12 protein-coding genes are annotated in these 12,565 nt (G+C 59.3%); 3 read left to right on the top strand and 9 right to left on the bottom strand.

What is annotated here, in order from left to right:
• Window positions 1-218: 218 nt before the first annotated feature.
• The 3 genes from AC5JQH_RS07595 (at window position 219) to AC5JQH_RS07605 (ending at window position 3,807) form a co-directional block, all read left to right on the top strand.
• Entirely contained in the window at window positions 219-1,517 is a 1,299-nt protein-coding gene (locus tag AC5JQH_RS07595) for a substrate-binding domain-containing protein (RefSeq protein ID WP_227507831.1), read from the top strand.
• A gap of 113 nt (window positions 1,518-1,630) precedes the next feature.
• On the top strand, window positions 1,631-2,926 hold the full coding sequence (locus tag AC5JQH_RS07600) for a pyridoxal phosphate-dependent aminotransferase (protein WP_008173357.1): 1,296 nt from the start codon (window positions 1,631-1,633) through the stop codon (window positions 2,924-2,926).
• Window positions 2,927-2,982: 56 nt separating this feature from the next.
• Complete coding sequence (locus AC5JQH_RS07605) at window positions 2,983-3,807, top strand: inositol monophosphatase family protein (RefSeq protein WP_493805446.1); 825 nt, start codon at window positions 2,983-2,985, stop codon at window positions 3,805-3,807.
• 188 nt (window positions 3,808-3,995) lie between these two features.
• Here AC5JQH_RS07605 and slmA read toward each other — a convergent pair whose 3' ends face one another.
• From slmA to AC5JQH_RS07650, 9 genes are all read right to left on the bottom strand, one after another.
• Window positions 3,996-4,583: a nucleoid occlusion factor SlmA gene (slmA, locus tag AC5JQH_RS07610; RefSeq protein WP_008173360.1), complete on the bottom strand. Its 588-nt coding sequence runs from the start codon at window positions 4,581-4,583 to the stop codon at window positions 3,996-3,998.
• Window positions 4,584-4,673: 90 nt separating this feature from the next.
• Window positions 4,674-5,483 (bottom strand): thiazole synthase, encoded by an 810-nt coding sequence (locus AC5JQH_RS07615; protein ID WP_014578475.1) that lies wholly within the window; start codon window positions 5,481-5,483, stop codon window positions 4,674-4,676.
• 66 nt (window positions 5,484-5,549) lie between these two features.
• Window positions 5,550-5,750 carry a sulfur carrier protein ThiS gene (gene thiS, locus AC5JQH_RS07620; protein ID WP_008173362.1) on the bottom strand — a complete coding sequence of 67 codons (201 nt, stop codon included), beginning with the start codon at window positions 5,748-5,750 and terminating at the stop codon, window positions 5,550-5,552.
• A 25-nt stretch (window positions 5,751-5,775) separates the two neighbouring features.
• A complete protein-coding gene (locus AC5JQH_RS07625) occupies window positions 5,776-6,135 on the bottom strand; it encodes a DUF423 domain-containing protein (protein WP_008173363.1) in 360 nt (119 codons plus the stop codon).
• 43 nt (window positions 6,136-6,178) lie between these two features.
• The gene (locus AC5JQH_RS07630) at window positions 6,179-6,979 is read right to left on the bottom strand and encodes a symmetrical bis(5'-nucleosyl)-tetraphosphatase (RefSeq protein ID WP_008173365.1); all 801 of its coding nucleotides are present in this window, start codon (window positions 6,977-6,979) and stop codon (window positions 6,179-6,181) included.
• Window positions 6,972-7,802, bottom strand: coding sequence for a 16S rRNA (adenine(1518)-N(6)/adenine(1519)-N(6))-dimethyltransferase RsmA (gene rsmA / locus AC5JQH_RS07635; RefSeq protein WP_493805447.1), 831 nt, complete (start codon window positions 7,800-7,802; stop codon window positions 6,972-6,974). The genes AC5JQH_RS07630 and rsmA overlap by 8 nt, the downstream gene beginning before the upstream one ends.
• Window positions 7,799-8,809, bottom strand: coding sequence for a 4-hydroxythreonine-4-phosphate dehydrogenase PdxA (pdxA, locus tag AC5JQH_RS07640; RefSeq protein WP_483139518.1), 1,011 nt, complete (start codon window positions 8,807-8,809; stop codon window positions 7,799-7,801). The genes rsmA and pdxA overlap by 4 nt, the downstream gene beginning before the upstream one ends.
• Window positions 8,809-10,149: a peptidylprolyl isomerase gene (locus AC5JQH_RS07645; protein WP_008173372.1), complete on the bottom strand. Its 1,341-nt coding sequence runs from the start codon at window positions 10,147-10,149 to the stop codon at window positions 8,809-8,811. The genes pdxA and AC5JQH_RS07645 overlap by 1 nt, the downstream gene beginning before the upstream one ends.
• A 64-nt stretch (window positions 10,150-10,213) precedes the next feature.
• Entirely contained in the window at window positions 10,214-12,535 is a 2,322-nt protein-coding gene (locus AC5JQH_RS07650; protein WP_100169491.1) for an LPS-assembly protein LptD, read from the bottom strand.
• Window positions 12,536-12,565: the final 30 nt, after the last annotated feature.

Here is a 12,565-nt window from a genome sequence, read left to right on the forward strand (position 1 = left end):
TGCCCGCTGTGTTTATTTTTGTTACGGCGGATGCGTCACTATAGGCCAGCCGAACGCTGCGCTCCGCGCACTGCTTAACATTTTTTTACAGGGACCTGCGGCCTTGCGTCCCAATGTGTAGGCAGTGAAACACAAATGTCATATTTCTGAAGCATCCTTCCAGCTTCTCAACCAACTGTCTGGTAAGGGTTTTTCGAAAGATGCCGCGATTCACACGGATGACTGCAACACTCCCGGGACTGCTACTGCCCGCTCTTATGGCCTTTCAGGCCCAGGCCTATGACCTGGAAATTCACGGTTCCAATACCGTCGGCGCTACCCTGGCGCCAATGCTGGTTACCGGCTATCTGGAAGAGCATGGCGGCGGACAGGTTGCAGCCAGGGGTACCGGCGTGGAAAACGAAAAAATCCTGCGAGCGCCTGTGAACAATCGGGCGGCCGAGGTGCTGGTTGCAGCGCACGGATCAAGCACCGGCTTCAAGGCGATGGCCGCAGGCAAGGCCGACATCTGGGCCTCTTCCCGCCCGGTAAAACCGCAGGAAGCAGAGCAATTTCGCGCCCGGGCGGACCTCACTGCGCCCGAGAGCGAGCACGTTATTGCCATTGATGGCCTGGCCATTCTGGTGCACCCGTCCAACCCCGTAAGCAAAATGAGCATCGAAACCCTGGGCCGCGTATTCTCCGGGCAGATCCGGAACTGGTCTGAGCTGGGCGGCCCGGACCGCCCGATTCATCTCTACGCCCGGGATGACCGTTCCGGAACCTGGGACACCTTCAAATCCCTGGTTCTTGGAAAACAGTTCGAACTGGACAGCAACGCCAGGCGCTACGAATCCAACGACCAGCTGTCGGATGACGTAAGCAAGGATCCCTCGGGTATTGGTTTCTCGGGCCTCGCCTCAGTGCGTAACAGCAAACTCCTGGCGATCTCGGAAGGCAATGCCCCGGCGCTTCACCCCAACCAGCTCACCGTTGCCAGCGAGGATTATCCGCTATCACGACGCCTGTTCATGTACACGCCCGGGAGTGACGTCCCGCCACTTTCCGCAGGTCTGATTGGCTTTGCCCTCGGCCAGCAAGGCCAGGCACTGGTTGCAGAATCCGGATTCATCTCCCAGAACCCCATCGCGGTCAAGCCGGAATTCGACGAATCGACGCCCGAGAGTTTTCGCCGCCTGACCGGCAACTACCATCGCCTGACGGTCAATTTCCGTTTCTCCGAAGGCCGGACCAAGCTCGACAACAAGGCCCGCCGGGACCTGCAGCGAGTTCAGCAGTATCTGAACCAGAACGGCCGATCCGCTGACGACCTGTTACTCATCGGGTTCGCCGACACCCAGAGCCATGAATTACGTGCCCAGATGATTTCCGAGCTCCGGGCCCTGTCGGTCCGCAAGGCCCTGCAGGAAGTGAACGTGCCGGATGTTGCCTACACGGGTTATGGCCAGTACATGCCGGTGGGCGGCAGCGGCAGCCCGCGCAATGGTCGGGTGGAAGTCTGGATCAAATCCCGATAGCCGAGACCAAAGTCTGAGGAAAAACTGCGGCAATCACCTATCCGCCACGACATCACAGATATGTTGGGGTTTCCTATACTGACGGGGTCATTTCCAACCAACAGACAGGGACAATGGACATCCAAAACGACCACCGTTACGCGATCAACCTGAACGTCCGGGGTATTCAGCCCTCGGCCACCCTTCGAATCAATGAGCTGAGCAATCACCTCAAATCCGAGGGCAAGGACATTATCAAACTCGGGCTGGGGCAGTCCCCTTTCCCGGTTCCCGATCGCGTGGTGGAGGCGCTCAAGGAGCACGCCCACGAAAAGGACTATTTGCCGGTAAAAGGGCTCAAAGGCTTACGCGAGGCAATCGCCGGCTACATTCGCCGTAGTGAGCGCATGCACTGCACCTGGGAAGACGTGCTGATTGGCCCGGGCTCCAAGGAACTGCTGTTCATGCTGCAGCTGGCCTACTATGGTGATCTGCTGATCCCGCGTCCGAGCTGGGTCTCCTATGCCCCGCAAGCCCGGATCATCGGCCGCTCGGTTCACTGGCTGCCAACCCATGCCGAGAACAACTGGCAGCTTACCGCCGAAGAGCTGGATATCATCTGTCGGGATGATCCCTCGCGGCCCCGGATTTTGATCCTGAACTACCCGTCCAACCCCACCGGCTGCACCTACACCGACGACCAGCTACTGGCCATTGCCAATGTGGCCCGAAAATACCGGCTGATCCTGCTCTCCGATGAGATCTATGGTGAGGTGCATTTCGAGGGCAGGCACAAATCCATTGCCCGGTATTACCCGGAAGGCACCATCATCAGTACCGGCCTCAGTAAATGGGCCGGTGCCGGCGGCTGGCGCCTTGGCACATTCATTTTCCCCCGGGAACTGAGGCCCCTGCAGGACGCCATGGCCATCATCGCCAGTGAAACCTACACCGCGACGAGCGCGCCGATCCAACACGCGGCCATTGCAGCGTTCAATGGCGGTGACGACATCGACGAATACCTTAAACAGTCCCGTCGGGTGCTGAAGGTTGTTGGCGAGTACATGCACCGTCGACTGAGCGACATGGGCGCGGTAGTCCAGAAACCGGAAGGCGCGTTCTACCTGTTCCCGGACTTCTCCGGCTTCCGCGAACAACTGGCCAGTAAAGACATCAAGACCAGCCAGGCCCTCTGCCAGGCCCTGCTGGAAAACACCGGCGTGGCCATCCTGCCGGCCAGCGATTTTGGCTTCGTGCCGGATCATCTGGCGGCGCGCCTGGCCTTCGTCGACTTCGACGGCGCCGAATCGTTAGAGCTCGCCGGCGGCGACTATGCCGAACAGGAATTGGGCGACGACTTCGTGAAACAGGCTTGCCCGCGGCTGGTCACCGCCATGGACAAGATGGAGCAGTGGCTGAACAGCCTCTGATCCCGCCGTGTTAGACTGGCGCCCTCATTCTCTAACGGGATATCAACGGGGGCGCCATGTCTGATTCAGTTTCTCTGCTCGAGATTACCGACTTTGCCGAAAACCTGGCCCGCGAGGCCGGCGAACTGATTCGCCGCGAGCGGGACAACAACGCCCTGCGCACCGATTACAAACATCAGACCGAGCTGGTAACCCACGCCGACGTGATGGCGGACGAATTCATCACAGGCGCCATCCGCAAACGCTTCCCCGGCCACCGGATTCTCTCGGAAGAGACCATGCCCGACCTTAGCCAGGCCGAAGAGCTGGATACACCCCTCTGGATCGTCGACCCCATCGATGGCACCGTGAACTATGCCTATGGCCATCCCCAGGTAGCCGTCTCCATTGCCTATGCCGAAAAAGGTCGGGTTCAGGCCGGCGTGGTGCATGCGCCCTTCCCCGGCGAAACCTTCCGGGCGACCCGCTCAGAGGGCGCTACCCTGAACAACCATCCGATCCGCCACAGCGGCGCCACCGTGCCCCGTGATGCCCTGTTTGCAACCGGCTTCCCCTACACCAAAGACGCCCTGGAACCACTGATCAAACGCCTGGACGCGATGATTCACCAATGCCGCGACCTGCGCCGTATTGGCTCGGCGGCCCTGGATATCTGCTGGGTGGCCTGTGGCCGACTGGATATCTACTATGAAAACGTCAGCCCCTGGGACTTCGCCGCCGCCCGCCTGATCGCCCTGGAAGCAGGCGCCACCGCTGGCCATTTCAGTGAAGTGCCCGACGGTTATCCTGCCGACCTCTGGGGCCGCGATATCCTGATTTCGGCACCGGCTCTTTGGGAGCCTGTTCGGTCTATCCTGCGGTCTGCCTCTGGGTACGACTGATTGTGCTTGTGATTGCCTTCGGGGGTTGTCACTAGCCTGTTAACTTCGGGGCGGGCACAGGATGGGAACCTGCTCCCCGAAACCGCTACGAGCACATTCATGTGCTCGTAGCGGTTTCGGGAAAGCCCTTCCTGCCTTCGCCTCACCACCGGATCTATCAGGCTACCAGGAGGAGGCCAACTCCAAGCTCAGCCCCAAACACCTTCTGCAACCAACCCCCAACTCTCGTCGAAGTCAGTAGAAGGCAACCGCGAGAACGACGAACGGATAAACCGCTGAATCCGGCCCTCAACAAACACCAGGACAAAGTCCGCGCCGCGAGCAGACGTCGTCCGGGGCCGCAGACCCTGGCGGATTTCGCCTTCTTTGAGGGTTTGCCGTACCTGGGTTTCCAGGCGCTCGAAGAACTGGGAGGCACGCTTGCGCAGGGTGTCGTTCTCGCCCATCAGGGCATCGCCGGTCAGCACACAGCACAGGCCAGGGTTGCGCTCGGCGAACACCAGCACCAAATGCACCAGCTGTTGAAGGCGAACCCGCACGTCCTCCTGCTCCTGCAGGATCACCTGGCAGCGAGAGAACACGGCCTCTTCAGCAAACTCGATAAGCGCCTCGAACATTTTCCGCTTGCTGGGAAAGTGCCGATACAAAGCCGCCTCGGTAACGCCCACGGATTTGGCGAGACCGGCGGTGGTGATACGGGCGCCCGGATCGGTCTCCAGGAGTTCCACAAGAGCATGGAGAATCGCCTCGCGGCGACTGGGTTTCTGGTCAGTCATGGCAGGACAGCAGCGCTCTGATTTATCGTTGTCGGGGCCGGTCGTTCAGCGCCGGCCCTCGGTTATCGTTAGTCAGGATTGTGCCCGAGATCAGAAGAAGGTGCCATCAATGGGCGAGGATGCGCTGGCATAGAGCTTCTTGGGCATCCGGCCCGCCAGATAGGCTTCACGACCAGACTCAATGGCCAGACGCATGGCATTGGCCATTCGGATCGGGTCTTTGGCCTGGGCAATGGCGGTATTCATCAGTACGCCGTCGCAGCCCAACTCCATGGCGATGGTGGCATCCGACGCGGTGCCAACACCGGCATCCACGAGTACGGGAACATTCGCGTTCTCTACGATCAGACGGATGTTATACCGGTTCTGGATACCCAGGCCGGAACCGATCGGGGCACCAAGGGGCATGATGGCCACACAGCCCATCTCTTCCAGACGCTTGGCCAGCAGCGGGTCGTCCGAGCAGTAGACCATGACCTTGAAGCCGTCCTTGATGAGCTCTTCGGCGGCAACCAGGGTCTCGGTCATGTTCGGATAAAGGGTTTTCTCCTCACCGAGAACTTCCAGCTTCACCAGGTCGTGGCCATCCAGAAGCTCGCGGGCCAGCTTGCAGGTGCGGACCGCGTCTTTCGCGGTATAGCAGCCCGCCGTGTTGGGCAAAATGGTATAGCTGCTTGGGGAAATCACATCCAGCAAATTCGGCTCATCCGGGTTCTGGCCGAGGTTCGTGCGGCGCACCGCAACGGTAACAATCTCGGCACCGCTGGATTCGATGGCATGGCCGGTTTCCATCATGTCACGATATTTGCCGGTCCCGACGAGCAAACGGGACTGGTAGACCCGCCCGGCAATTTCGAGCGGTTTGTCTTCTGGAAGCTGGAGTTCGGATGTCTCTGTCATAGTGTTCCTGAATCGTTTGTTACGGGAGGATGGGAACCGCCGTCATGGGTGGGCTGGGCAGACTGTTCAGCCGCCGCCAATGGCGTGAACGACTTCTACACGGTCGCCATCGCTCAGAGTAAATTCCGGGTGACGGCTTCGTGGCACTATGTCCTCGTTAACCTCAACCGCAAGCCGCTTGCCGGCCAGCGCCATCTTTTCAATCAGCGTGGCAATGGTAGCGCCACTCGGCAGCTCCATTTGATCGCCATTTACCTGAACCTGCATCGTGACTCTTGAACCTCTGTATTCTTCACTTGTTCCGGCGGAGACCGGAGGTTATTAACAGCGCCCAGCCCACCATGAAACACAACCCACCAAGGGGCGTGATCGGACCGATCCAGCGGATGTCTGTCAGCACCAGAAGGTAAAGACTGCCACTGAATAACAGAATGCCGGCCAGGAAAAACCCGGCCGACCAGGCCAGTAGCTTTCTGGACAGGCCCTGTGCAGCCAGCAATGCCAGCAGAACCAGCGCAATGGAATGATACATTTGATATGTGACGGCGGTCTGGAAAACTTCAAGGCCCCGCTCACTGACCAGATTGCGCAGCCCGTGTGCACCGAAAGCGCCGGCCATCACTGCCACCAGGGCCAGAAAAGCACCTGCCAACAGCGGTAACCGAAGAATCCCTCTCCTGGCCGGTCGTACGGATTCAGCAGTCACAGTGGATCTTTTCTCCCGAATCCAGGTTCATCATGGTCAGTGCGCCACCCCAGACACACCCGGTGTCCAGGCCGACAAAACGGTCACTGCCGGTTTTTCCTTCCAGGGCTGCCCAGTGGCCAAACACCACCCGTACATCGTCATTGCGGGGAAAATGAAACCACGGCTGGTAACCTTCCGGCGCGCTGTCGACGCTTTCCTTGGCCGCCAGTTCCAGAGAGCCATCCTCGGCAATAAAGCGCATGCGGGTGAAATAGTTGGTAATGACCCGCCAGCGATCCATTCCCTGCAGGGACTCGTCCCAGCGCTCGGGCTGATTGCCGTACATATGGGCAAAGTATTCCTCGGCGGTTTCGCCCCGGATCACGGCTTCAACTTCCCTGGCACACTCCATTGCCTGGCTGACCGTCCAGATATGGGGCAAACCGGCGTGGGTCATCACCAGATTCCGGGCCGGGTCGTGAACACAAAGATTCTGCTGCCGGAGCCAGTTAACCAGCGGCTCGTAATCCGGAGCGTCAAGGATATCCGACAGGGTGTCTTTGCGACGCGTCTGATGACCGCCCAGGGACACCGCCAGCAGATGCAGGTCGTGATTGCCAAGCACGACGACCGCCGAATCCCCAAGGCTCTCGATGTATCTCAGGGTTTCCAGCGAGGACGGGCCACGGTTGATCAGATCGCCGGCCACCCATAGACGGTCACGGGAGGGAGAGAAATCTACTTTCTCCAGGACATCCCTGAGACGCTCGTAACAACCCTGAATATCGCCGATCGCGTAGTCAGTCATCACTTACCTCGTTTGCCGGATTAGCTGAACCCTTCTCGGGAAAAAGCAGGTCGGCAATCGCCACGAAATCGGCCAGCGCGAGGTTCTCCGGTCGCAGACCGTCATTGATGCCAAGGCTCCGGAGCTGTTCGGCCGACACCATACCGCCCAGTGCCTTGCGGAGAGTTTTCCGCCGGGCGTTAAAGGCTGTGCGGACCACAGCCTGAAGTGTCGTCAAATCCTTCGCCGGGTGTGGCAGGGTCTTGTGAGGCACCAATCGGACAATCGCCGAATCCACCTTGGGCGCCGGTCGGAAAGCGCCGGGCCCAACTTCAAACAGCGGCTGAACCCGGCAGAAATACTGGGTCATGATGCCAAGACGCCCGTAATTGTTGTCACCCGGCACCGCTGCCATTCGCTGAACCACCTCTTTCTGCAGCATGAAGTGCATATCCTGCACAACACCGGCCTGGGACAGCAGGTGGAAAATCAGCGGTGTGGAAATGTTGTACGGCAAATTACCGATGATCCGCAGGGGGCGATCCACCATGAGCTGGCTGAAATCAAACTTGAGTGCGTCCGCCTCGTGAATCCGGAATTCGGGATAGTTGAAGAACTTGGTGCGCAGCACGGGAATCAGATCCCGATCCAGTTCTACCACCTGGAGCTTCGGGTTCACCGCCAGTATTTCCTCGGTCAGTGCGCCCAGGCCAGGGCCAATTTCCACGATGGCGTCATCGGGTTTCGGGTTAATGGCGCGGATGATCTGCTCTATGACTCCCGGATCATGGAGGAAATTCTGGCCAAACCGTTTTCTGGCCTGGTGGCCGGCTTTGTTGCTCACGAACGGGTCTCTTCAATTGCAGATTTTCGACAACGAGCCATTTGCTCGCCTACCTTCAGGGCCGTATGCAGACTGCCGGCATCGGCTCGACCGGTTCCCGCCAGATCCAGAGCCGTGCCATGATCCACGGACGTGCGCACAATCGGCAGCCCCAGGGTAATGTTCACCGCACGCCCAAAGCCCTGAAACTTCAGCACCGGCAGTCCCTGATCATGATACATGGCCAGAACCGCATCGGCCTGGTCGAGCCAGTGCGGGGTAAACAGGGTATCCGCAGGTAAAGGTCCGGTCAGAGAAATGCCTTCGGCACGCAGAGCCTCCAGGGTTGGCTCGATGGTGTCGATTTCCTCCCGACCAAGGTGGCCACCTTCGCCGGCATGAGGATTCAGGCCGGCCACCAGTATCCTGGGCCTGGCAACACCGAAGAACTTTTTCAGATCAGCATCGAGAATTCGCGTTACCTGAGTCAGGCGCTCCGGGGTAATGGCGGCGGATACGTCCTTGAGCGGTAAGTGGGTGGTAACAAGCGCAACCCGCAACTCTTCGGTCGCCAGCATCATGACCACACGATCCACACCGCAGAGCTCCTGCAGGAACTCGGTATGGCCGCTGAACGCGATGCCGGCATCGTTGATAACGCCCTTATGGACAGGCGCCGTCACCATGCCGTCAAAATCGCCGCTGAGGCAGCCGTTAGCGGCGACTTCCAGCGTTCTGAGCACATAAGCACCGCTGCCGGTATCCAGTGTGCCCGGTTCATGATTGGCACAACCGTCCACATGCAGAACCGACAGCAGGCCTGCCTCCATTTCCGGCGAATCTCCGGGCTGCCAGGCACGCAGTTCAACCGCCAGGTTCATTTGCTTCGCCCGGGCCTCCAGCAATGGCCGGCTGGCAACCACCACCACACCTGCATTCCGGGCCTCAAGAGCCAGTTGCAGGCACAACTCCGGACCAATGCCGGCAGGTTCGCCGGCCGTCAGTGCCAGCACCACGGGATTACTCATCAGGAGACTGGCTCTTCTTCCGCCGGTTCGTCCTTGGCGTACTCGCCCTTGAACTCGACAAAGGCCTCATCGCGGATCTCCTGAAGCCAGTTCTGAAGTTCGGTCTCAAACTTGCGGCGATAGATCGCCTGGCGGGCCTCGGCGTCGCGCACATCACCGCTGATGTCTTTCTGGCGGCGCTCCTGAACCTGCAGAATGTGCCAGCCAAACTGGGAACGGAACGGCCCGCGCAACTCGCCAATATCAGCATCGAGCATGGCCTGCTCAAACGCCGGCACCATCTGGCCCGGGCTTACCCAGCCCAGATTACCGCCATCGGAGCCAGACACCGGATCATCGGAGTATTCTCTGGCCAGCGCACTGAAGCTGGCTCCATTCTGAAGCTGCTGGTACAGATCCCGGATCACGGTTTCAGCCTGGCTGTCCGTCGTGGCTTCGGAAGGCCGAACCAGAATGTGACGAACACGGTGCTGCTGGATCATCTGCTGCTGCTCGCCGCCGCGCTTGTCCATCACCATTACCAGGTGGAAGCCGCTGTTGTTTTCCAGGACGTCTGAGGGCTCACCCACCGGCAGCTCCGGCACGACCGGAGCAACCAGAGACGGCAGCTGACCCTCGGCACGCCAGCCCATATCGCCACCTTCCAGGGCATTACTGGCATCAGACTCGGCAACAGCCACTTCGCGGAAATCACGGCCATTGGCGATCTCACTGCGCAGCCGCTCGGCTTTCTCCCTTGCGGCATCCACCTCCGCCTCATCAGAGGGGTCGTCTACGCTCACAAAGATGTACGCCAGCCGGTACTGAGCGTTATTCCCTCCACGGGCCTCCAGACTTTCCAGATAGTTTTCAACTTCCCGATCAGTCACCCGAACCCGGTTGCCGACCTGGCGCTGCTGAACCCGGCTGGTCAGCATTTCCTTGCGGATCTGTTCGCGGGCCTGGTTGTAAGTCACGCCTTCGGCTTCGAGCTGGATTTCAAACTGCGGCAGGCTCATGCCATTGCGTTCGGCAATGTTGGCCATGGTTTCGTTCAACTCGTTATCGCTGATGCGCATACCGGCCCGATCTGCCATCTGCATCTGGATCGATTCGGTGATCAGCTGGTCAAGCACACGCTCTTCGAGGACCTGCCTTGGCGGCAGCGCCGTGCCCTGTGCACTAAGGCGACTGGTGATGGTGTTGATTCGGGCCTCCAACTCGGTCTGAAGGATGACATCCTCATCGACGATGGCCACTACCTGGTCCAGCAACTTACGCTCGGCCTGAACAGACAACGGGGCCAGGACGGCTAGAAGAACCAGTAACGCTTGTACACCATGGCGAAGGGTCGCCTTCATAATCACCTCTACAAATAGAATTTGAGCTTTTCTGGCGTTTTGGGGGCCTTAGTCCGGGATCCAGTCAGGGAGTTCCAAAACGACGACTCTCCCTTTCATCAAAACCGTAAATGGCCTCGGAAATACTCGATGAGGCACCACCACTGCCACCCAGTCCTTTCAGCTGAATCTGAAACAGTATGCGCCCCTGAAGCTCCCGGTCGTAAGTCAGGTAATTCTGGTGAACCACCTGAATGCTCCAGCAGCAGTTGTTGTATTCAAGGCCGGCCAGGGACCCCACCGTACGGTCAAGGCTTGAGTCGTAGACCCAGCGGCCGATCAGACTAACACGGTCCGTCACCGGGAAAACCGTCGCAATGTCTGACTGTTCCAGTTCATCCCGGCTATAGGTGTGCCCCAGACTGGCCAGGTAGCGGTAATCACTGGAATGGAAAGTCAGCTGACTTCGACCTTCCTCGGTATCACCGGTGTCGGGATCCCACAGGCCAGACGACCGGATCTCCAGAGTATCAAGCGGGTTGAGCACCACCTCACCCGCCAGCGGAGAGCGGCTCCGGGTTCCGCCACCCTCACCAAACAGAGTTACCTCACGGTCGTCAAAGTACTGCACCTGGCCGATACTGAACCTGGCCCGCTCGGCACCGGTGAGCAGGTCATTGAAACGGCTGGTCAGGGCCACGGTCAACTGGTTGGCGTCACCTACCCGATCACCGCCGGTAAAGCGATCCGGCTGAAACAGCTGGTCAAACCGGAACGTCTGGAGGTCGGTGTCAAAGTCAGGAATGTCATTCTGATCCGCGTCCGCATTGGCCCATACATAGTACAGCCGGGGCTCAAGGGTCTGGTTGTAGGGCACATCAAACAGACTGCCCTGACGGTCGAAATAAAGCCCGTTATCCCACTCGGCAACCGGCACCGTGCGATCAAACGCGCCATCACCGAGATCGTAATCATCGAGATCGTAGCGGGTGTAATCCACACTCACCGAGGGGCGACTGAAGCCCCACAACGCCCGCAGTGGCAGAGCCAGTTCCGGCCGGGCCCGGAACCGCTGACCGTTGGCCTGGTCCAGACCAGTCAGTCCTTCGTTATCACGGTAAAAAACGGTGTACTGACTCTCCAGATTCGCTTCCAGAATACCCGCGCCTGCCTGTCCCGCGTAGATTATTTCAGGCAGCTGGGCATAGGGCTTATCCTCATTGGCAATACTTTCACTGATGGTCTGGTAATCGTTAAGGTAGGCATCAAAATACTGCTGGTCGCTCCGGTAAGTGACCCCACCCTTTCTTTGCAGGTGGGTTGCCTGGTTAATCTCCAGGTTACGGTTCAGGTCGCTGAAATAGTCCTCGTCACTCACTACGGAAAAATCACCGTAGCCGGACCAGCCACCGCCGAACACCGCCCTCGTGGTGGCATCCAGAGCCCAGCGCTCGCCCGATTCGCCGGGATTCTCGGCCGCGAACTCCGAATCGCTGCCGATGTAGCCCAACTGCAGCGTCGTCTCGCCCAGCGAACTGAGATAGCGGCCCTCGGCCTCGTTGAACAGGCCCCGGCCATTCATGTACTGAGGCGTGAGCGTGGCGTCATAATGGGGGGCAAGATTCAGATAATAAGGTAGCGCGAGAAAGCCTCCGCTACCGGCAGTGGAAGAACCGAACTGGGGATACAGGAAACCGGACTTGCGTCGGTCATCAATGGGAAAGCTGGCCCAGGGCCAGTAGAACACCGGCACATCCAGAATCTCCAGCCGAACATGCTTTGCGGTACCAAAACCCTCGGCCCGGTCCAGCTGGATATCCGAGGCAACAATGGCCCAGTCGTTCTGCTTCGGGCCACAGGTGGTCAGAAAGCCATCTTCAATGACCACCTGCTCTTCACTGATCCGCGCCAGACGGCCTGCACGACCGCGCATTTCGGGCCCGTGCAGCAGAAACGTCGCCGTGTTGATGTCCAGCCGCCCGGTATCCACATCGTAGTTCGCGTTCTCACCGGTCAGAAGGAAGCCATCACCTCGACTGACCAGTGGCCCCTGAACCGATACCGCGCCCTGTTGCTGGCTGTAGCGGGCTTCTGAACCGGTTACCTGGAAGCCCCCCTGGCGGATCCGGACATCGCCCTGGAGAAACAGCTCGCGGTCAATTTCATACCGGGCATTCAGGCCGCTGGCCTCCAATGGCTGTTCGGCATCGCTACCACCGGCAAAGGCACTGCCAACGCCGTCGTGACTGCCGGAAGGCAAATAGCCACCATCACAGAACAGGGGCAAAGATGACCGCACCTCGGAAGGCAGTTCTGCCCTGGGGCGCCAGTCAATTTCCGCCGCTGACGGCGGTGTCTGGGCATAACCGGTGGCACCCCCCAATCCTAGAAACGCGGCCAGCAACAAACGGCCATACCGGCTCTGCCACCGGATTTC

The sequence above is a fragment of the Marinobacter sp. H13 genome, assembly GCF_059072335.1.